The sequence below is a fragment of the Massilia sp. Root418 genome, assembly GCF_001425265.1.
Lineage (GTDB): Bacteria > Pseudomonadota > Gammaproteobacteria > Burkholderiales > Burkholderiaceae_D > Rugamonas.
Window position 1 is genome coordinate 610,889 of the sequence record NZ_LMEC01000020.1, and the last position, 19,522, is coordinate 630,410.

18 protein-coding genes are annotated in these 19,522 nt (G+C 66.4%); 7 read left to right on the plus strand and 11 right to left on the minus strand.

Annotated features, from left to right (window positions below; genetic code table 11):
• Positions 1-36: 36 nt before the first annotated feature.
• The 8 genes from ASC94_RS15120 to nosZ form a co-directional block, all read right to left on the minus strand.
• Complete coding sequence (locus tag ASC94_RS15120) at positions 37-1,134, minus strand: FAD:protein FMN transferase (protein WP_229417281.1); 1,098 nt, start codon at positions 1,132-1,134, stop codon at positions 37-39.
• Positions 1,135-1,204: 70 nt separating this feature from the next.
• Entirely contained in the window at positions 1,205-1,510 is a 306-nt protein-coding gene (locus ASC94_RS15125) for a cytochrome c5 family protein (protein ID WP_056396252.1), read from the minus strand.
• A gap of 29 nt (positions 1,511-1,539) precedes the next feature.
• Positions 1,540-2,118: a nitrous oxide reductase accessory protein NosL gene (locus ASC94_RS15130; protein WP_082616543.1), complete on the minus strand. Its 579-nt coding sequence runs from the start codon at positions 2,116-2,118 to the stop codon at positions 1,540-1,542.
• Complete coding sequence (locus ASC94_RS15135; RefSeq protein ID WP_200955699.1) at positions 2,115-2,936, minus strand: ABC transporter permease; 822 nt, start codon at positions 2,934-2,936, stop codon at positions 2,115-2,117. Before ASC94_RS15135 ends, ASC94_RS15130 begins: the two co-directional genes overlap by 4 nt.
• Positions 2,920-3,867, minus strand: a complete 948-nt coding sequence (locus ASC94_RS15140; protein ID WP_056396254.1) for an ABC transporter ATP-binding protein — start codon at positions 3,865-3,867, stop codon at positions 2,920-2,922. Before ASC94_RS15140 ends, ASC94_RS15135 begins: the two co-directional genes overlap by 17 nt.
• A complete protein-coding gene (locus tag ASC94_RS15145; protein WP_056397983.1) occupies positions 3,848-5,098 on the minus strand; it encodes a nitrous oxide reductase family maturation protein NosD in 1,251 nt (416 codons plus the stop codon). Before ASC94_RS15145 ends, ASC94_RS15140 begins: the two co-directional genes overlap by 20 nt.
• Positions 5,099-5,244: 146 nt before the next feature.
• Entirely contained in the window at positions 5,245-7,428 is a 2,184-nt protein-coding gene (locus ASC94_RS15150; protein WP_200955707.1) for a 4Fe-4S binding protein, read from the minus strand.
• Positions 7,429-7,431: 3 nt separating this feature from the next.
• A complete protein-coding gene (nosZ, locus tag ASC94_RS15155) occupies positions 7,432-9,366 on the minus strand; it encodes a TAT-dependent nitrous-oxide reductase (RefSeq protein ID WP_056396256.1) in 1,935 nt (644 codons plus the stop codon).
• Positions 9,367-9,550: 184 nt separating this feature from the next.
• On the opposite strand from nosZ, the gene ASC94_RS15160 reads away from it, so the two are divergent.
• Both ASC94_RS15160 and ASC94_RS15165 read left to right on the plus strand, forming a co-directional pair.
• On the plus strand, positions 9,551-9,757 hold the full coding sequence (locus ASC94_RS15160; protein ID WP_056396259.1) for a hypothetical protein: 207 nt from the start codon (positions 9,551-9,553) through the stop codon (positions 9,755-9,757).
• Between the two features lie 51 nt (positions 9,758-9,808).
• Positions 9,809-10,045 (plus strand): hypothetical protein, encoded by a 237-nt coding sequence (locus ASC94_RS15165; RefSeq protein WP_056396263.1) that lies wholly within the window; start codon positions 9,809-9,811, stop codon positions 10,043-10,045.
• Here ASC94_RS15165 and ASC94_RS15170 read toward each other — a convergent pair.
• Positions 10,034-10,972: a LysR family transcriptional regulator gene (locus tag ASC94_RS15170; protein WP_056397989.1), complete on the minus strand. Its 939-nt coding sequence runs from the start codon at positions 10,970-10,972 to the stop codon at positions 10,034-10,036. The two genes, ASC94_RS15165 and ASC94_RS15170, sit on opposite strands and share 12 nt — an antisense overlap.
• An 80-nt stretch (positions 10,973-11,052) precedes the next feature.
• Here ASC94_RS15170 and ASC94_RS15175 point away from each other — a divergent pair, with 80 nt between their 5' ends.
• From ASC94_RS15175 to ASC94_RS15195, 5 genes are all read left to right on the plus strand, one after another.
• Positions 11,053-11,964, plus strand: a complete 912-nt coding sequence (locus ASC94_RS15175; protein ID WP_056396266.1) for an NmrA family NAD(P)-binding protein — start codon at positions 11,053-11,055, stop codon at positions 11,962-11,964.
• Between the two features lie 97 nt (positions 11,965-12,061).
• Positions 12,062-14,278 carry a TonB-dependent siderophore receptor gene (locus tag ASC94_RS15180; RefSeq protein WP_082616544.1) on the plus strand — a complete coding sequence of 739 codons (2,217 nt, stop codon included), beginning with the start codon at positions 12,062-12,064 and terminating at the stop codon, positions 14,276-14,278.
• Between the two features lie 16 nt (positions 14,279-14,294).
• Complete coding sequence (locus ASC94_RS15185; protein WP_056396272.1) at positions 14,295-14,576, plus strand: hypothetical protein; 282 nt, start codon at positions 14,295-14,297, stop codon at positions 14,574-14,576.
• 50 nt (positions 14,577-14,626) lie between these two features.
• Positions 14,627-16,315: a PepSY domain-containing protein gene (locus tag ASC94_RS15190; protein WP_056396275.1), complete on the plus strand. Its 1,689-nt coding sequence runs from the start codon at positions 14,627-14,629 to the stop codon at positions 16,313-16,315.
• Positions 16,308-16,625 (plus strand): DUF3325 domain-containing protein, encoded by a 318-nt coding sequence (locus tag ASC94_RS15195; protein WP_056396277.1) that lies wholly within the window; start codon positions 16,308-16,310, stop codon positions 16,623-16,625. Before ASC94_RS15190 ends, ASC94_RS15195 begins: the two co-directional genes overlap by 8 nt.
• A 264-nt stretch (positions 16,626-16,889) precedes the next feature.
• Here the strand turns inward: ASC94_RS15195 and ASC94_RS15200 are convergent, their stop codons facing one another.
• Together ASC94_RS15200 and ASC94_RS15205 are read right to left on the minus strand one after the other, a co-directional pair.
• A complete protein-coding gene (locus ASC94_RS15200; RefSeq protein ID WP_056396282.1) occupies positions 16,890-17,501 on the minus strand; it encodes an imm11 family protein in 612 nt (203 codons plus the stop codon).
• Between the two features lie 103 nt (positions 17,502-17,604).
• Positions 17,605-19,413: a DUF2235 domain-containing protein gene (locus ASC94_RS15205; protein WP_056396285.1), complete on the minus strand. Its 1,809-nt coding sequence runs from the start codon at positions 19,411-19,413 to the stop codon at positions 17,605-17,607.
• Positions 19,414-19,522: the final 109 nt, after the last annotated feature.

The following is a 19,522-nucleotide window of genomic DNA, read 5'->3' on the forward strand; positions in this document are numbered from 1 at the left end:
GTCGCCGGGAATTTCCCCCGGCTTCGTGCTTCCGCCTCATGCGCGGCCTGAAAGCCTGTTTCGCATGGCAGCCGTCATGGCCACGCCGCCTTCACCTTCGACCAGCAAGGCCTGCGGCAGCGCCAGCCGCCCCGCCATGCTCTGCCACCTTGCCGCGCCAACGATGAACAGCGGCTTGCTGTTGCCGTCCGAGCGCAAGCCCGCGTCCGCCCCGCCGCTGGCCAGCACCGTCACGGACGCGGTGCCCAGGGCCGGCATGCCGGTGCGGGGATCGATGATGTGCGGGCGGCGCTGGCCGCCTTCCATCACGTAGCGTTCGTAGTCGCCGCTGGTGCCGATGGCTTCGTTGTCGCGCAGGCCGATGGTGGCCAGCGTGGCGGCGGCGCGCGGGTCGCGGATGCCGACCTGCCACGGCATGCCGCCCGGCTGGCCTATCGCCAGCACGTTGCCGCCGATGTTCACCAGCGCGGCCGGAACCCGCGCGGCACGCAGGATGGCGCCGGCGCGGTCCAGCGCATAGCCCTTGGCGTAGCCGCCCAGGTCCAGCCGCACGGCCGGATTGACGCTGGCGATGCGGCCGCCGTTAAAGCGCAGGTCCGACAGGCGCGGATTGGCCGCGACCCAGTGGCGCAACTCGGCGCGGTCCGGAGAGGCCCTGCCGGCGCCGCCCTGGAAACCCCACAGCCGCAACAAGTGCCCGATGGCGGGATTGAACAGGTGCTCCGAACGCTCGGCCAGCAGCGCCGCCGATTGCAGCAGCGCGGCCATCTCGGCGTCCGCATGAAAGGGCTGGCCGCGCGCGATGCTTGCGTTCAGCTCCGTCAGCATGCCGGGCTGCCAGGCGTGGAACTTGTGGTGCAGGCGGTCGAATTCGGCCAGCACGGCCTCGCCCAGTTCGTGTGCGCGCTGCGCGGAAGCGTCATGGATGGTGATGCCGACCGTGGTGCCGAAGACGTGGCCCCGGGTGTGGTGGTTGCGCGGCCCGCCGCCGCACGCGGCCAGCCCGGCCGGCATGGCGACGGCGGTGGCGGCGGCGGAAAGCATGCGCAGCGCGGCACGCCTGCCTGTGTCCGCGCTGTGCGCGGCGGCGGGCGATAACCGGCGCGGCGCCGCGTTGTCCGAAAGTGTGTTCATGGCCGTCCTTTCCGGCGGCGGCGCGGATGGGACGCGGTCCGTTTCTTCCGTGCCGCCCTGCCCTGTGTTGCTAGTTGCTCTTGGCTGTCATGAAATCGACAGCCGCCTTGACTTCATCATCCTTGAGCGCGGGGTTGCCGCCGCGCGGCGGCATCATCTTCACGCCGTTCAGGGCGCTGGCGTACAAGGCCGGCTTGCCCTTGGCGATACGCGGCTTCCAGCCGGCCTTGTCACCGGTCTTGGGGGCGCCCAGCACGCCTGCGCCGTGGCAGGCCAGGCAGGTGGCGGTATAGATCTTTTCTCCGTTCACGGGTGCGGCGGCGGCGCTGCCTGCGCACAGCGCGAGCAGCAGGATGGCGGTTTGGCGATATGTCATGATGCTTCCTTCTTGGTGGTAAAAACTGTTCAGTGCATGCCGTGGTCATGCGCGGCGCCGCCGCCCATGCGCAGCATGCCGCTGTCAACCTGGTCGAAACGCAGCACCTTGCCGCCCTCGACGGCGGCAAAGGCGCGCGCCGCGTCGGCCGAGGCGAACGGGATGATGGTGGGGCCCATGGAACCGGCACGGCGGCTGCCCGCCACGTACCAGGCCTCGCGCGCAGGGATCCAGTGGCCGACGGGGCGCTTCCAGACCGCGCGGCCCATGTCCTGCACGTACAGCCCGGCCACGGGACGGCGCTGGTCCGGCGTCAGCACGGCGCCGAACAGTTCCATGACGTCGCAGAAGTAGTCGGTCTTGCCGTCGCCGTAGCGGATCTGCGCCTTGGAGGCGGGATAGTCCTTCAGGACCATGCCGTCCAGCGCGCAGGCGGCATCGTCGCCCGGCTCCAGCGCGGCCAGCTTGCCGATGCCCTGGCTGCAGGCGGCCAGCAGCAGGACGGCGGCCCAGCCGCCCAGGCGCAGCCGGCGCAGGCGCGGCGGCGCGCAGGCCGCGGCGGCGGTGGAGATAGGGGTTAAGGTGGCAACTGAGTTGGTCGGGTTCATTTGAATCTCCTGTAAGCGATCAGAAATGGCAGCGCCATCCACGCCAGCATCACGGCGGGCAGCGCCGCGCCGGTGGTCCAGCCGGGCGGCATGACGGTGGCCAGGCCGCCCATGCCAGCGCCGCTGGCGCCACTGGCGGCGTAGAGGCGGAACACGTCGGCCGGGTTGAGCATGAGCAGCGCGGCGAATACGCTGTTGGCCATGCCGCCCTGGCTCAGCACGAGGGCGCCCATCAGCAGCAGGTCGTACACCAGCACGAAGAAGAACCACAGCGCCAGCGCGGCGCCGCTGGCGCGCACGCGGTCGCGCGCGATCACGGACACCATCAGCGCGATGCTGAGGAAGGCCAGGCCCATGGCGATGGCGGCGCCCACGAAGGCGGCGTAGCGCCAGCCTTCGGACACCGTCAGCTGGCCGGCCAGCGGCAGCAGCCCGGCGCCGAAGCCGAGCGCGGTGGCGCCGGTGAGCGCGGCGCCCAGGCCGAGGTATTTGCCGAGCAGGACTTCAAAGCGCGTGACCGGCATGGAGAGCAGCAGGTCCAGCGCGCCGCGTTCGCGCTCGCCCACCACGGCGTCGTAGCCGAGCAGCAGCGCGATCAGCGGCACCAGGTAGACCACCAGGCTGGCCAGGCTGGCCAGGGTGGCGTCCAGGCTGCGGAAGCCCACCGCGCCCTGCTGCGCGGCGCCGAAGTAGGCGATGGCAAGCGCGAACAGGGCGAACAGCACCGCCACCGCCAGCACCCACCGGTTGCGCAGCCGGTCGCGCCACTCCTTGGCTGCCAGCACGCGCACCAGGCGCCATTCAATGCGCGTGGCCATGCGCGCCTCCGTAGCCGAGGAACAGCTGCTCCAGTGTCGGTTCATGGATGTCCAGCGCGGACGCCAGCGGCGCCAGCGCGGCCAGCAGCTGCATCTTGCGCTCGGGCGGACAGGCAATGGCGGCGCGCCCGGTGCCCTCGCCCTCTTCCACGGTCAGCGTCATGCCCAGCGCGCGCAGGGCGTCCAGTGCGCTGGCCGGCAGGCCGCAGTGCAGCGTGGCGTCGATGCGCAGCGGGAGCGGCTGGCTGGCGCGCAGTTCGCCCAGCGTGCCGAGCGCCGCCAGGCGGCCGTCCTGCAGGATGGCCAGCCGGTCCACCCGCTGCTGGATCTCGGCCAGGATGTGCGAGGTGATGACGATGGTGGCGCCGTCTCCGCGCAGCTGGTGCAGGATGCCGTAGAAATCGGCGATGCCCGCCGGGTCAAGCCCGCTGGTCGGTTCGTCCAGGAACAGCAGGCGCGGTTCGCCCAGCAGCGCCTGCGCCAGGCCGAGGCGCTGGCGCATGCCCTTGGAGTAACCATGCACGCGGCGGCTGGCGGCCGAGCCCAGGCCCACCCGCTCCAGCAGCGCGCCGCAGCTCTTGCGCGGCGCCTTTTTCAGGTCCGCGAACAGGTACAGCACTTCCAGGCCGCTCAGGTTCTCGTAGGTGACAAAGTTCTCCGGCAGGTAGCCGATGCGGGTGCGCGCCTGACGGAAGGCGGCGCTGCGGGTGTCCGTGCCCAGCACGCGCAGCAGGCCGCCGCTGGGCTGGATCAGGCCCAGCATCATCTTGAACAGGGTGCTCTTGCCGGCGCCGTTGTGGCCGATGAGGCCAAACAGCTCGCCGCGCCGCACGTTCAGCGACACGCCGTCCAGCGCCTGCACCGTTCCGTAGCGGCGGCGCACGTCCTGCAGTTGTACGGGGTCGGCATCGTTATCGGGGGAATAGCGCATTCCAGCGTCTCCAGTCGGGATGGTAAGGTTGCATGCGCGGGCGGCGGTCGACCACGCTGGGGGCGCGCAGCACGGGGAACTGGCGCGCCGCGTAGCGCAGCGTGCGCAGCGCCGGACTGGCGCTGAGCAGTTGCATGAGGGGGTATTGCCAGGTGAGGCGGTCCACCAGGTCGTTGGCTTCGTAGGCGAAATCGCCCACGCCGTCGCCGTCCTGGTCCCAGCCGCTGTAGTTGCTCCAGTAGTTGCCGGCGCTGCGGCCCCATTCAGTGTCGCGTGCGGCCACGAAGCGCACCTGCTCCTGGTTGCCGATAAAATCGTTGCCGTCCACCTGGTTGTTGGAGGAACCGGCTGACAGGTGTACGCCGGTCTCGTTGCCCAGCACGAGATTGCGGCGCACGACGTTGTATTCGGCGTCGTAAATGAACAGGCCGCGCCCGTTGGCGGCAACCACGTTGTCTTCGATGACGGAGTCCTGGATGGTGCGCAGCATGATGCCGTGGTCGGCGTTGCGCCAGGCCTGGTTGCGGCGCACGACCAGATTGCGCACTTCCATCAGCGCCAGGCCGCCGCGGTTGTCGTGCACCTGGTTGTCTTCCCATGTGCTGTGGTTGGTGTTCATGTAGTGGGTGCCGTAGCGCACGTGGTGGATCACGTTGCCCCTGAAAAGCGCATCGCGCGAAACGTCGACGTAGATGCCGTCGCGCGTGTAGCTGATGCGGTTGCCGATCACTTGCGCGCCGCGCGTGTTGTAGACCTGGATGCCGTTGCCGCGCGCGGCCGACTGCAGGTCGCGCCGGCCGGTGACGAGGTTGCGCAGCAGGCGCGCGTCGTCCGAACGTTCCAGCCAGATGCCGAACAGGTTGTAGACCAGGTCGCAGTCGGTGATGGCGACGCGGTGCGCGCCGGGCTGCACGTACACGCCTGCATTCTGCGCGGTGAGGTCGTCGCCGCTGTCGCGCACGATGAAGCCGCTGAGCGTGACGTCGCTGGCGCTGATGCGGACGCCGTCGCCCTTGCCGCCGGCGCTGATGACGGGCTTGTCCACGCCCAGCAGCGTCAGCGGCTTGTCGATCAGGAGCTGGCCGGGGTGCTGGCCGCCCAGCACCCGGATGGTGTCGCCCGGCGCCGCCCCCGCCACGGCGCCAGCCAGCGACCTGCCGGGCTGCACGGTGTACAAGGCGGCCCGCGCGGGCGCGGCGGCCAGCAGCACGGACAGCGCGACGGACAGCATGGCGGCGAGCAGCGCGGATGGCAGCGCGGACTGTAGCGCGGCGAACGGCGCGTGCGGCACCATAGACCGCAGCGCAGGCGGCACCATGGGGCGTAGCGCGGGCAGCGGCCGCGTTAGCCGCAGCCAGGAGCCAGCGGAGGCGGCCCTCATGGCTTGCTCCGTTTCGTGGGCATGCTGGCGCGCAGGCTGTCGAGCGAGATGAAGTAGCCGCCGGCGTCGATGGGAGTGAGCACCTGGCCCGCCCTCTCGCGCCGCTTGCGCTCGCCCACCAGCGGCGGGCAGGCGTGGTCGTCGTAGTACATCACCATGCAGTCCAGGCACAGCATGCATTCGGTCTGGTCGATGCGGCCCTGCGCGTCGATGGCGTGCGAGCCGCAGCCGGCGGCGCAGGCCTTGCAGCTGGTGCACTCGGCCTTGCGCTTCAGCCCGAACAGGCGGAAGCGGCCCGGCAGCGCCAGTCCCGCGCCCAGCGGACAGACATATTTGCAGTACGGCCGCTCGCTGAACATGGCCAGTCCCAGGATGGCAGCCACGAACAGGCCGTACGGCCAGCTGCGCTGCCACACGCCCACCAGGAACGTGGTCTTGAACGGCTCCACCTCGGCCAGCAGCTCGGCGCTCTCCATGGACCACAGCGACACCGCCAGCAGCGTAAAGAACACGCCGTACTTGACCCATTTCAGCCGGTCATGCACGCGCTTGGGCAGCAGGCGCTGGAAGCGTCCCAGGCCGACCAGCTGGCCCAGTTTCAGCGCCAGGTGCTGCAGCGAGCCGAATGGACACAGCCAGCCGCAGAACAGCCCGCGTCCCCACACCAGCACCGTGACGGCGATGAAGATCCAGAACAGGAAGATGAACGGGTCCGACAGGAACAGCTCCCACTTCCACTGGTACAGCATGGAGTGCACCCACGTCAGCACCTGCGTGATGCTGGGCTGCGCTTTCAGGTAGAAGCCGAAGAAGCCCACGCTGGCGATCCACAGCACCGTGCGCGGAATGGTGATCAGCGGCTTGTGCTTGCGGGTGGAGGCGCGCACCAGGCGGTCGCGCTGCGAGTACACCAGGGCGGTCAGCGCCAGCAGCAAGGCGAAGGCCGCCACTTGCGGCAGGCGCGCCTGCCAGATCGCCTTCCACGCCGGCTGCGGCTGCACCACCTGCGGGTGTCCGCCTTCCAGATAGCGCGCCGGCAGCCAGTATTCCTGCTCGAAGCGCGTGAAGCCCGGCTTGCCGGTGGACGAGGCGCCGTGCACCAGTAGGCTGAGCGACCATGGCCAGGCCGGGTTGAAGTCCGCCGAGCGGATGATGAAGATGGCCGACTCGGTGTAAGAAGGCGCGCCGCCGGCTGTCACCTGGTACAGGTTCAGGTAGTCCGTGTCGCGGAAAGTATAGGTGCGGGTGTCCTGGCGCAGCTGGATGCGGTCGTAGATGCCACCCCGCACAAAGCCCGAGCCCTTGAAGGAGCCGCTGCCGCGCGCCACGATGAAGATGGCGTGTTCGTCCGGCGCCAGGCCGGCCATCAGCTTGCGGTAGCCCTCCTCGCCCAGCACGCTGTTGCCCACGCTGGCCGCGTTCAGGTAGCCGAACTGCATGTCGATGTAAGGCTGGCCGCCGGACGCCGCGCCCGCTTCGCGCGCGCTCACCTGCAGCGTGGCGACGCTGCCCTCTTTTGACAGTGCCGCCCAGTCCAGCCTTTCGTCCAGCGCGGTGAAACGGGCCGGCGGGCGCGCGGCCGTCGTGAAAATGCCCACCTGGCGCCCGATTTCATAGGCGCTGCGCGCAATCACCTGGTTCTCGGCGATGGCGGTGACGGTGGCGCCGCTGATGGCGTCCAGCCCGGAGCCGCCCCCGACCTCGAAGCGGCCGTCGGCGCGCCGGCCCGGGTACTGGCCGATGAAGCGCTGCAGCGCAGATTCCGGTATTCCCGCCAGCAGGATGGGCTCCGAATGCTTGAGCACCCGCACGCCTGCGATGACGCCGCTACGGTCCATGCCGATCAGCGTCACCACCGGCTTGCCGGAATAGGCGGGAATGTCGACCACGTCCGTCGACAGGAACACATAGCCGGCCAGCTCCTCGCTGCCGTCGGCAGCGCGCGCGTAGCCCTCCACGTACTGCGGCGAGCCCTTGCGCTGCGTGAAGCGGACCGCCTTGGGCAGCACTGCCCTGCAGTCCGCGTGCGCGCACAAGTCCGGGCCGCTGAGCAGCGCGGGAGACAGCTCCGCGTCGTAGCTTCCGGCGCGCGACGGCAGCGGCAGCAGCACCATCAGCGCCGATGCCAGCAGGAGCAGAAAGGCCAGCATGGCCGCCAGCACGCGCCGCAGCAGGAACATCGCTTATGCCTCGACCAGGAAGCGGCTGCGCATTTCCAGATGCAGCGCGTGGCAGAAGTGGGTGCAGTACAGCCAGAACGCACCCGCGTGGTCCGCCTTGAAGGTGACCGACTTGGTCTCTTGCGGATTGACGATGAAGTTTATGTTGTAGGTCGGCAGCGCGCAGCCGTGCGTCAGGTCTTCCACCTTGTCGTGGTTGGTCAGCGTCAGCGTGACCTCGTCGCCCTTCTTCACCTTAATCACCGGCATGCTGTACGACGGCGCCTGCGACATCAGGCGCACGTGCACCTTGTTACCGTGCCGCTCGATGCCGGCCGTCTCCGGCGTGACCGCGTTGGGGAAGTCGCTCATGGTGTAGATCTGGCGCGTCTTCACCACGTCGCGCTTGACGATGATGCCGTCATGCGGCTCCGAGTAGGCCGTATGGTCCGCCACCAGCTTCATGGTGCTGCCGCTGATGTCGATCAGCTGCTCGGTCTCCACGTGCAGCGGGCCCACCGGCAGGAAGCGGTCCTTGGAGAACTTGTTGCCCGAGTTGAGATACTTGCCGTCCGCCTGGCGCGTTTCGCCCATGGAGCTGTAGTTGTGGCCCGGCTGGTAGTGCACGTCGATCTTCTCGACGATGACCTTGGCCGCCTTGTCGCCCTTGAACTGCGCGATGGCCTGGTCCACGTTCCACTTCACACACTGGCTGTCCAGGAACAGCGAGGTGTAGGCGTTGCCCTTGCCGTCGAAGGCGGTGTGCAGCGGACCGAGGCCAATTTCCGGCTCCGCCACCACGGCTTCGCGGGCGTCCTTGAGCGTGCCGGCGAACCACTGCGTCACGCGTTCCAGCTCGATCACGGTGGCCGTCGGCGACAGCTTGCCGGAGCAGACGAAGTACTTGCCGTCCGGGCTGGCGTTCACGCCGTGCGGGTTCTTGCCGACAGGGACGTAGCAGGTGAGCGCGGTCTTGGCGTCGCCATTGGCTGCCTTGCGGCCGTCCACCACGGGCACCTTGGAAGCGCCGATGGTGGTGAATTTGCCGGCCTTGATCTGCTGCTCGATGCGCTCGATATGGAAGAACACGCAGGCGTCGCGCTCGGCCGCCATCATGCCGGCCAAGTCGGCCGCGTTCTCGGTGTTGTACTGGTTGGAGGCGGCGTATTTGCCGTCGTAGGAAGTGGCCACCAGGTCCATATTGCCGTCCACGCGGCACTGCCACAGCACTTCCATGGTGGCCGCGCTCACGCAAGTGAACAGCGCGCCCCACTTGGACGGATCATCCAGGTCGTGGCCGTCGTTCGGCAGCGGCACGTGGAACTCGGCGCCGCAGAATACGCGCGTGGTGTAGTTGACGGCCTTGTCGACCGGGTCGCACTTGTCCGGGAACAGGCCGTGCATGCCCATCACGTTGGGCAGTTCAGTGATCTTGTCGCACTCCAGGGTGTCCATGCGGATGCGGGCCACGCGCGAGTGCAGCTTGTCGTTGATGAACAGCCAGCGGCCGTCATAGGTGCCGTCGCGGTAGCTGCCGTGCACGTGGTGGGTGTCGCCGGTGGTGTACTTCAGGGTGCCGTCCGGACGCGTGCCCATGATGGCTTTGGATTCGTTGGTGATGCCCCAGCCGACCATGCAATCGATATTGAATACCGGGATGCGCTTGAGCGTGCGGCCGGACGGCATGCCCAGCACGCGCGCCTCGCCGGCGTGGCCGGAGCTGATGAAGGCATAGTAGTCGTCCAGCTGGCCCGGTTTGATCTCGGTGCCGCCTCCCGCGTGGGCCGGCGCGCCGGCCGCCGGCGCCGCAGCGGCGGCGCCGCCTTCGGGCTTGCAGCCGGCCAGGGCGACCGTCGCGCCGGCCAGGCCCAGCATTGCGCCCTTGCCGAGGAAGCCCCGGCGGCTCACTTGCGCGCTGTCGGTCCCGTTGTTCTTGATGCTGCTGTCCTTGCTGTCCATCTGCTGTTACTCCTTATTGTGGGTAGGCAACGGTATTGTCCTTGCCGGTGCACACGGAGGTACATGATCTGGATCAAGTATTGACTAGTGAACAGCAAGGAAGAGTGACTAGGCAGGAGTAGCTATGGCGCAGCACATGTGGCACGCGCACAATGGCGCCGAGGTCTAAACGCAGGAGGAAGAAATGGATGAATACGACGCGCGCTGCTATGCCGGTCCGAAACTGACGATCACGGTCAACCGCGAGGGCCACCGCGTGCACCGGCTGGCCGACGACGAACCGCTGCGGTTCCGTGCCCATGATTGCCAGATCCGGCGCGACCCGATGGTGGCGGCCCTGTTCGGCCTGCCCATGGCTACGCTCAGGCATATTACCGGCCGTTCCAAATAGCACAGCGCACAGCGTTGGCGCATAATGTCTCCGACCACTGGGAGAACAGCTATGCCTGTCAAAGACGTCGATGGCTATGAAGTCGAGTTCACGGGCGAACTGCTGGAGGGCACGGGACTATGGGGCGCTTACGTCTCCATCTACGCCCCCTCCGCCAACCCGATGCACATGACGAAGGTTTACCCCAAACACCGTGTGTCGGCCGACTTGAAACTGCCGGACCAGCCCGCCGCAGAGGCGGAAGCCGAGCGGGCGGCGGACGTGATATTGAAAGAGCTAAGGGCGTGATCCCTGGACGCCAGTCCGGTCGAACGCCGCCACCACGTCGACAATCTGTTGCCTGACCCAGGCATGGGCAGGGTCGCCGTTGACGCGGGCGTGCCAGATCATGGCTGGCGACAGGGAAGCGGCTTCAAGCGGCAGATCCAGGAGCGCGAGCGGCAGCCGTTCGGCGAGGCGGCGCGCAAGACGGCGCGGCAATGTGAGTATCATGTCGCTGTCCGCCACCAGCATGGCGCCGGCGAGAAAGTGGGGAACCCGCAGCGCGACATGGCGGGTGAGCCCCAGTGCCGAGAGAGCGACGTCGACCGCGCTCTCGCCCACGCCGGAAATGGTCACCGCGACGTGGCGCAAGGCCGTGTAGCGTTCCAGGCTGAGTCCTCCTGCGACGCCGGGGTGGCCCACTCTCGCCACACAAACGAGGCTGTCGCTGTACAGGCCGCGCCGATAGAGGCTGCCGGGCAGTGCGTCGAAAATTCCCAGCGCCAGGTCTGCTCTCCCCTGCTCGACGAGCCGCACATTGTCCCCGGCCGGCTGCGCGATATGCAGACTCAGCGCAGGCGCAAGGCGCTCGAAGCGGCCGGCCAGGTCGGCAAGGACCACCAGGCTCAGGTGATCATGCGCGGCGATCGTGATATGGCCCGCCGCCGAAGCGGGATCAAAGGCCGCTGGCGCGACGATGCCGCGGGCATCCTCCAGCAACCTGGCCACCGGACCCGCCAGCGTTTCGCCACGCGGCGTGAGTTCCAGCCCGAGCTTGCCCCGGACCACCAGCCGGTCTCCCAGCATGGTGCGCAGGCGTCCCAGCGCACGGCTGGCGGCCGGCTGGCTCAGGCCCAGCCGCAGCCCCGCCTGGGTGACGCTTCGTTCCCGAACGAGTGCTTCGAACAGTTTTAACAGGTTGAGGTCGACCGCAGACAAATCCACTTGGTGCATTTTCAGTATGATTTTCAGGTTATTGATGCATATCGGGAAACCATGCACCCTTCTGTTTCATCTTAACAGGAGAATTTTGTATGACTGCTTCCTCCCCATTTCCTCACGCTGTGTTCGGTGTTAGCGGCCGTACCGGCGCCGCTGCCGCCGATGCGCTGTTGCGCGCAGGCCAGCCGGTGCGCGTGGTCGTGCGCGACCCGGCACAGGGCCGTCCATGGGCCGACCGAGGCGCTGAAGTCGCAGTGGCCGACCTGACGGACCTCGCATCGATGACCAGGGCGCTCAGCCGGGTCCGGGGCGCCTATGTCGTCAGTCCGCAATACTACAACCGCGAAGATCTGTTCGACATGGCGGGCTTGATTGCCCACACCACGGCGCGCGCGGCGCGCGCGGCGGAGGTGCCCAGGCTGGTGGCGCTTTCCTCGGTGGGTGCGGACCGTGAAAGCGGAACCGGATGGATCGGGATGAACCGCAGCTTTGAGCAACGCCTAGGTGACGCAGGCGTTTCCACGGTCTTTCTGCGTGCAGCCTATTTCATGGAGAACTGGCTGCCGATGGTAGGCCAAGCGATACGCAGCGCCGTCCTGCCGACTTTCCTGCCGACTTTTTTGGCGCCCCCACAGCGTGCGCTCCCCATGGTCGCGACTGTGGACGTCGGCAGCGCTGCGGCCGCCCTGCTGCAGGAGCAATGGACGGGCAACCGCATCGTCGCGCTCTGCGGTCCCAGGGACTACGCCCCGGACGACGTAGCTGCCGCCGTCGCAGCCGCGCTCGGGAAACCAGTCGGCGTGGCAGTGCTGCCGGAAGCCCAGTGGCCCGAAGCGCTGGCCGGGGCCCATTTTTCATCCGCTGCGCTTGCCGGCTTCACTGAAATGACCCGTGGCCTCAATTGCGCCCACATCGACTTCAAGAGTGCCCCCGGCGTGGAGGAGCGGACCGGAACCACGCCGCTGGAACAGGTCATCGCCGAACTGGTGCAGCGTCAGCGCTAGAGGCCGGCAGGGATGTCATTCTCTTTGCAAATTCGCCTTGTCCGCCATATAATGTTGCGAACAATTCTCATTTGCATTCTCATTTACCGTGATTCCAATGACTCCCTCCCTCTCCCGCCGTCCGCGGCCGGTGCTCATGGCGCTGGCTGTTTCCCTGGCGCTGTGCGCCATGCAAGGCCACGCCGAGGACCAGCCCCAGGCCGCTGCCGCAACCGCTACCGCTACCGCCGCCAATGAGGCCGTGATGCCGCAGGTGGTGGTGCAAGGCACCAGCCAGGATGGCGCCACCGAGGGATCGAAGTCGTACACCAAGGGCGCCATGGGCACGGCCACCGGCCTGAACCTGTCCGTGCGGGACACGCCGCAATCGGTATCCATCGTCACCCGCCAGCGCATCGAAGACCAGGCCATGATCACCGTGGCTGACGCGCTGGGCGGCACCATCGGCATCTCCGTCAAGCCGGTGGACCGGGGCCGCAACAATGTCTCCGCGCGCGGCTTCGACATCACCAACTACCAGTTCGACGGCGTCCCCATGGCCACCGGGAACATCGGCATCGAAACCGCCAACACGGCGGTGTACGACCGCATCGAGGTGGTGCGCGGCGCCACCGGTCTGCTGGGCGGCGCGGGCGATCCGTCGGCAGCCGTGAACCTCGTGCGCAAACATGCCGACAGCAAGGTATTCACCGGTTCCGTCAGCGCACAGCTGGGCTCCTGGAAGCAGCGCACCGGCACGGTGGACCTGAGCACGCCGCTGAACCAGGATGGCTCGGTGCGCGGCCGCGTGGTCGCCAGCATCAGCAAGCAGGACGCCTTCATCGACCTGGAACACACGGACAACAAGGTGTTCTACGCCGTGGCGGACGCGGACCTGGACCGTAACACCCGCCTGAGCGCGGGCGTGAGCGACCAGCGCGACGAGCGCAACGGCGTGCTGTGGGCCGGCCTGCCCTACTGGTACGCGGATGGCTCGCGCACCGACTGGGGCACCGGCAAAACCACCGCCACCAACTGGAACCAGTGGGACACGCACGAGCAGACCGCCTTCATCAACCTGCAGCACACGCTGGCCAACCGCTGGGTGCTGCGCGCCGACGTGAGCCACCACCGCCAGAACGAGGACTCCAAGCTGCTGTGGATCTGGGGCGACCCGGACCGCAGCACGGGCCTGGGCCTGCAAGGCCTGCCTTACCACTACGTCTCGGACCCGAAACAGACGCAGGTGAGCGCCAGCGCCAGCGGCCCGTTCCAGCTGTTCGGCCGCAACCATGAACTCAACGTAGGCCTGACCCGCAGCCGCCTGACCGAAGGCTGGAGCAACCGCGACCTGGTGGGCGAGATGGCGCCGCTGCCGGACTTTAACAACTGGAACGGCTCCTACCCCGAACCGGCCATGGGCCCGCGCTACCAGGGCTCGCACGGCACCACCACGCAGTCCGGCCTGTACGCCGCCGCGCGGCTCCAGTTCACCGATGCGCTCAAGGCCATCGTGGGCGGCCGCGTGAGCAACTGGCAGCGCAAGGAGGACGCCGCCGCGTGGACCGCGTCCGCCTACCAGATCGACCACAAGCGCGTGTTCACGCCGTACGCGGGACTGGTCTACGACCTGTCGCCGCAGACCTCGGCCTACGCCAGCTACACCGACCAGTTCAAACCGCAGACCAACCGCGACCGCAACGGCAACTACCTCGACCCGTTGGAAGGCAAGAGCTACGAGGCCGGCCTGAAGGGTGAATTCCTGGACGGTAAACTGAACGCATCGGCAGCAGTGTTCCGCACCGAGCAAAGCAATTTCGCGGTGGCCGACGTGGGCTACTTCGTGCCCGGCACCACCAACCCGGCCTTCCGCACCGCGCAGGGCGTGACGGTGAAAGGCTACGAGATGGAAATGAATGGCGACCTGGCCCGCAATTGGAACGTGAGCCTGGGCTGGACCCATTTCTCGGCCAAGGACGCCGCCGGCGTGGACGTGGCGGTGGACCACGCGCGCAAGCAGCTCAAGCTGTTCACCAAGTACACCCTGGACGGCGCGCTGCGCGGCCTGAGCGTGGGCGGCGGCGTGAACTGGGAAGGCGAACGCCCCGCCACGGCGGTCAACCCGGCCACCGGCGCGACGGAAAAGGTGGGCCAGGGCGCGTACGCACTGATGGACGTAATGGCGCGCTACGCCTTCGACGACAAGCTGTCGCTGCAACTGAACGTGTCCAACCTGGCCGGCAAGAAGTACCGCTCGGGCAGTTACTGGTGGGGCGCGCCCTACACGTACGGCCAGCCGCGCAAAGTGCTGCTGACGATGGACTATCGCTTCTAAGCCGGGGGAACGCGCCATGAAACATACCGCCAGCCATATCGTCTCCCGCGTGGCCGCCAGCCTGCTGGGAGCGTACGCCTTCGTGTGGGGCAGCGTGGTGCTGGGCATCGCGCTGCTGCTGGCCGCCGGCATGCCTTATGGGGAAGCCCGCACCGTGGCCTATCTGCTAGCCTTCCTGATCTTCCTGGCCTGCTTCTGCTGGTCCTACGCGGCGGCCAGCCTGGCGCGCGTATGGTCCGTGCTGCTGGGCGGCGGGGCCGCCATGACCGGCGCCGCATGGCTGCTCACGCGCGCCTGACCGCTCACGCCTGACCGACCACGCCCGACCGCCCATTTACGGAGTCCTTCATGTTCCAATCCTTCCGCCTCTCCATGGCCTGGCTGCACACCTGGTTCGGCCTGGTGCTGGGCTTCGTGCTCATGGCCGTGTTCTTCTTCGGCACGCTGTCCGTGTTCGACCGCGAGATCGACCGCTGGGCCATCCCGCAGACGCGCTTTGAGCCGCAGCCCATGCCGTCCTACGACAAGCTGCTGGCGCCCATCTTCCAGCAGATCACGCCCGAGGACGAGGAAATCGAAGCGGCGCGCGGCCGCATCGGCGCCGCGCCCGTGGTGGGCCCGGCGCGCAGCCTGAGCGCCTATACCACCCACCGCGACCCGGTGCTGCAGCTGTATGCCGAATTCGGCGTATCCAACAATCCGGCCGACCCGGACGAACACGTGCACGGCCACGTCACCATCGACCCGCGCAACGGCCGCTTGCTGCCGCACGACCAGCTCAAGATCGGCAGCGGCTTCTTCTACCCGCTGCACTACAGCCTGCACATCGAATGGAAAGGGCTGGGCTACTGGATCGTGGGCCTGGCGGCGCTGGCCATGCTGGCCGCACTGGTGAGCGGCGTGGTCATGCACCGTAAGATCTTCCGCGAACTGTTCACCTTCCGCCCCAACAAACAGACCCAGCGCAGCGTGCTGGACCTGCACAACCTGACCGGCGTGGTGGCCCTGCCCTTCCACTTCATCTTCGCGCTGACCGGGCTGGTGATCTTCGCCGGTATCTACCTGCCGGTGGACGAGACCATGCTCAAGCCGCAGGCCATGGAACATGCCATGGCCGAGGCCAAGGCCAAGGGGCTGCCGTTCAAGCCGGCCGGCGTGGCCGCGCCGCTGGCGTCGGTGGATGCCATGGTGGTGGAAGCGAAGCGCCGCTGGGCCGAGCGCGGCATGCCCGGCAATGTGGGCTTTCTGATGCTCAACCACGTCGGCGACGCCAACGGCTACGTGAGCATTTACCGCGCCGGCAGCGACCGCGTGGCGCTGGTGGGCCAGGCCGTGCACTTCAACGCCAAGGGCGGCGTGATCAGCGAAGATCCCGCGCCCACCGTGGCCTCGGGCATCAACGAATTCCTCACCGGCCTGCACCTGCAGCACTTCGAGCACTGGCTGCTGCGCTGGTTCTACGTGCTGGGCGGCTTGTCGGGCTGCGCCTGCATCGCCACCGGCTTTATCTTTTATGTGGAAAAGCGCAAGCGCCAGCACGCCAAGCAAGGTGCCGCCGGCGCGCGCTGGGTGGACGCACTGGCCACGGCTGCCGTCACCGGCATGCTGATCGCCGCGCTGTCCATGCTGGTGGCCAACCGCCTGCTCCCGGAAGGCCTGCCGCACCGGGGCGACTGGGAGAAGAATGTGTTCTGGGGCGCGTGGCTGCTGTCGCTGCTGCACGCAGGATGGCGCAGCGCGCCGGTGCGGGCGGCGCGCATTGCGCCAGCCTGGCGCGAACAGTGCTGGATGATCGCGGGGCTGGCCGTGTCCGCCGTGATGCTGAATGCCGTCACCACCGGCGACCATCTGTTCAAGACCGCTGCTGCCGGCTACTGGCCGGTGGCCGGCCTGGACCTGGCGATGCTGGCCAGCGCCGCCGTGGCTGCCGTGGCGGCGCGCAAGCTGCGCCGCCGGGAGCAGCCGGACAGCCTGGTGGCCGCCTCCCCGAACGCAAGCGCCAGCAACGGCACCGATCCGCGAGGCTCCCATGCATAATGCGTTGATACTTATTGCGGCCCTGGCTGCCACCGTGGCGGGCGCCGCCTGGCTGGCGCTGTCGATGGAAACCCACTGGGAGCAGGTGCGCGGCGCGCAGCCCGCCAGCCCGGGCACGGTGCGCCTGCTACGCGCCTTGGGCGCGGCGGCCTGGCTTGTGTCGCTGTTGCTGTGCCTGCGCGTAGACCACGCGTCGATGGCGGCGCTGGTGTGGGTGATGGCGCTGGCCGGCTCGGCGCTGCTTGTCGCCTTCACGCTGACGTGGCGCCCGCGCTGGCTGGCACCGCTGGTGGTGTGGGCTGGCCGCTAAGGCCGCTTGCGCCGTCATTGGGCTGCGCCTCGCCCTTCCCGTGGTCCGGCTGATAGTCGCCCAACACGATGTTGAGCTCACCATCCGCCTCCCGCGACACGCTCCGCGCCGCCTGCCCCTTTTTCCAGATTTCGCCCGCCAGAGCTTCCATTCAAGGAAAAAGCGTAGATTGGTATGCCGCCCATGTGGTTATACCCGGTCGTACTGACTCCAGTGGTGGCCGGCTTGCATGCGCTAACATTCAGGCCAACAAACAGCCGGCCATCAGTAGTCCTTGATCAACTGGAGGCGTACACCATTGCTGGTGTTGCTGCGAAACAGGCTAGCAATACTCTTATGGCAGACCATGAACGCATCCTGCGTGCCGCCCATCTGGAACAACAGGCGATTCGCCAGCGGCACTCTGTCCAGCAATTCGCTGTTCAGGCTGTACGTATAGATGCTATGCATTTTGAAGCCGCCCAGTTCCAGCGCTTCTTGCTCGTATTCGGACCGCTCCCTGTCCCAGCAATCGAACCGCTCGGAAAAGGCCAGGAACCAATAGTCCTCGTGCCGCCGACCATCGTCGCCGATAAAAATCGCGGGATGCGTGTGCAATGACGGAACATCGAGCCTTATCAGTTCATTCCGGATATGCGTTCGCACGACGAGGAAGCTGCCGTTGAACAAGATGTCCGGCAAGCGCTCGATAGGCTTGATCCCCGCCCTTCGGTCATGTTCTTTTGCCCCGTTGAAAAACTGCAGAGGCTCAGAGCCAGCTGGCTGCGGCTGATGGGTATAGGCTCGCTCCACCGTCTCCTCGGTGGCCGTCAGGGAGGGCAGACGATCATCGTCCTCCTTTCGGATGAAATAGTAGTCGTCGTCGTAGTTCTGCATAGCTTTCGTCCGCGGAAGGGTATGGATGGGCGGCTAACGCGATGACATGATGCGACTACGCCAGCGCAGCCTCACCCTGCTCTTTCCGCACCTGCGTTTGACACTAAGCAACCGCCCGCTCGCGCATTGCGGACCTGGTGCGGTGCTCCCCTGGCGCGCCCGAAATGAGGTAGCTATCCGCGCCGGCGTAGACTTTTCGGTATCGCAGATAGCCGGCAATGTCCCAATCCTCGCGATCTTCGGTCCGCATGCGTGGTACCTTCCCCGTCTTGGCATACTCACGCGCAGCCTCAATCTGCTCGTCACTAAGGCTGCTCGACTTAACACCGCCGCCTTCATGATAGGCCGCTGCAGCCTCTTCATCGTGCAACGTCTTCACCCATTTCTCGAGCAGCTTCAGGGCTTTCTGCTCGCTATCCGCCGCCGACAAGGAAATCTTGAACCAGGCCCGTGAGTCGTGGACATACTCGTCGAAGAACCGCACGGCGGCATCGGGCAGTGGCGGCTCCGTGTTCCACCAGCGGGCGATCTCCTCCCATTCATTGTGCTTCTCGTTTCGGAAACCGGCGTCCTGCCTGACGTTTTTCATGCGGCCGGCGTTCTGTTTCATCCACGTTTCAAATGCCGCGATCTCGTCGTCCAGCTCAAGGTAGGCACTCTGCAAATCGTTCTTGTCGAAGTTTGTCGCCCGCTGGAAGCTCTCGCTTGTTGTGACCGGACGATTGCCCTTCATGCGCCGCGCCCTGTGGTACATGATGCGTAGCTTGGTTTGTTCGCGCATGATGTCCGTAAAACTTGGGTATACGTCGCCATTTGGCTTCATGTGGCAAATCGCTAAGTAGCTGTTTAACGAATCGACCACAGCGGGCATCACGGCAAAACGCCTTTTCACAATCTCGCTGGCAAGTTCGAGCTTCAGGGGCACGCCAGCCAAGCGCGCGGCGCGGTACATATAAATCAATGGCACGCGGGCTAGCATGTCGGCGCCATCGGGATCAACACCCCGGCCTTGTTCGGTGGGGCAATATCCTGATCCGATGTCGGAGTGCACGCCCGGCACAACGACCTCCTTGCAGTTCCCACTCATCGCCCCCCTGACTGAGATCGAGTCCAGCGGAAAACTGCGGCGTATTTCATGTGCGGCCACCAAGTGCAGGCACTTGATACCCTCAGGTATGCGAAGGTTGTCTTCTGCGTCCGCCCATGCACCGTGGCCATCGAAAATCCTGCCCCAGAATTTATTGCCATAACTATTTCCGAGGCCGACAGAGGCGACGGTATCAAAGAGGCCCAGAAAATCAAACTCGACTGGAAAGCCGCCAAGGGTCATGCCGTTGTTCCCGCAAAGCTGCGCGTCGAGCTTGCACAGAGACATGAGCCAGTTTGTGAATGCCCGGGCCTGCGTCGCGCCCCGCGAGAAGCCGAAAATGGATATGAAGATTTTCTGTACGATTGCCGGATCGGTCTTTGGAGGCTTGCATTCGTTGACGGACCAATGCGGGGAGACCGCTGCATGCAGCTTCTGGAGCCAGTCGATCAGAATCTTCTGGGTACTCTCATTTTTTTCATCATTCGGGCCCGGCTGCGCGTGCCGGCGATTGAGCGGCATTTGAGCCCGGTGCCACTTGCTCAAGTCCATGCGATGCACGAGCGAGCCCGCATTCTTGGAGTCGATTAGCAAGGTTCCCGTGAAATATCGATGGACGTTGTTGATAGCCTGGATAAGTGCCCACGCGATCCTCGCCTGTCCGCCACGGCCGGTGCCCGCGCCGAGCGTCTCGGTAAACCCTTCTCCGTCATCGCCGACTTCCTTGAAGGGTGACGCTACCCCTGGGATGTAGGCTTTAAAGAAGTGAGTAAACTGCCCCTTGTTATACTCCCAGTCAGTGTCGCCAGGCAGAACGCCAGGCACGCTCTGGCCGGGATAGCAATGTAAGCGCCAATTCTTCCCCCTTCTGGCGCAAACACATGCGCAGTGTCATTATTCATCCACCACGCTGAAGCACAGCTCGCTCAATAAC

Coding starts and splice junctions, on each gene's coding strand:
- ASC94_RS15120 (WP_229417281.1), bottom strand. CDS start 1,134: ATGAACACACTTTCGGACAACGCGGCGCCGCGCCGGTTATCGCCCGCC.
- ASC94_RS15125 (WP_056396252.1), bottom strand. CDS start 1,510: ATGACATATCGCCAAACCGCCATCCTGCTGCTCGCGCTGTGCGCAGGC.
- ASC94_RS15130 (WP_082616543.1), bottom strand. CDS start 2,118: ATGAACCCGACCAACTCAGTTGCCACCTTAACCCCTATCTCCACCGCC.
- ASC94_RS15135 (WP_200955699.1), bottom strand. CDS start 2,936: ATGGCCACGCGCATTGAATGGCGCCTGGTGCGCGTGCTGGCAGCCAAG.
- ASC94_RS15140 (WP_056396254.1), bottom strand. CDS start 3,867: ATGCGCTATTCCCCCGATAACGATGCCGACCCCGTACAACTGCAGGAC.
- ASC94_RS15145 (WP_056397983.1), bottom strand. CDS start 5,098: ATGCTGTCCGTCGCGCTGTCCGTGCTGCTGGCCGCCGCGCCCGCGCGG.
- ASC94_RS15150 (WP_200955707.1), bottom strand. CDS start 7,428: ATGTTCCTGCTGCGGCGCGTGCTGGCGGCCATGCTGGCCTTTCTGCTC.
- nosZ (WP_056396256.1), bottom strand. CDS start 9,366: ATGGACAGCAAGGACAGCAGCATCAAGAACAACGGGACCGACAGCGCG.
- ASC94_RS15160 (WP_056396259.1), top strand. CDS start 9,551: ATGGATGAATACGACGCGCGCTGCTATGCCGGTCCGAAACTGACGATC.
- ASC94_RS15165 (WP_056396263.1), top strand. CDS start 9,809: ATGCCTGTCAAAGACGTCGATGGCTATGAAGTCGAGTTCACGGGCGAA.
- ASC94_RS15170 (WP_056397989.1), bottom strand. CDS start 10,972: ATGCACCAAGTGGATTTGTCTGCGGTCGACCTCAACCTGTTAAAACTG.
- ASC94_RS15175 (WP_056396266.1), top strand. CDS start 11,053: ATGACTGCTTCCTCCCCATTTCCTCACGCTGTGTTCGGTGTTAGCGGC.
- ASC94_RS15180 (WP_082616544.1), top strand. CDS start 12,062: ATGACTCCCTCCCTCTCCCGCCGTCCGCGGCCGGTGCTCATGGCGCTG.
- ASC94_RS15185 (WP_056396272.1), top strand. CDS start 14,295: ATGAAACATACCGCCAGCCATATCGTCTCCCGCGTGGCCGCCAGCCTG.
- ASC94_RS15190 (WP_056396275.1), top strand. CDS start 14,627: ATGTTCCAATCCTTCCGCCTCTCCATGGCCTGGCTGCACACCTGGTTC.
- ASC94_RS15195 (WP_056396277.1), top strand. CDS start 16,308: ATGCATAATGCGTTGATACTTATTGCGGCCCTGGCTGCCACCGTGGCG.
- ASC94_RS15200 (WP_056396282.1), bottom strand. CDS start 17,501: ATGCAGAACTACGACGACGACTACTATTTCATCCGAAAGGAGGACGAT.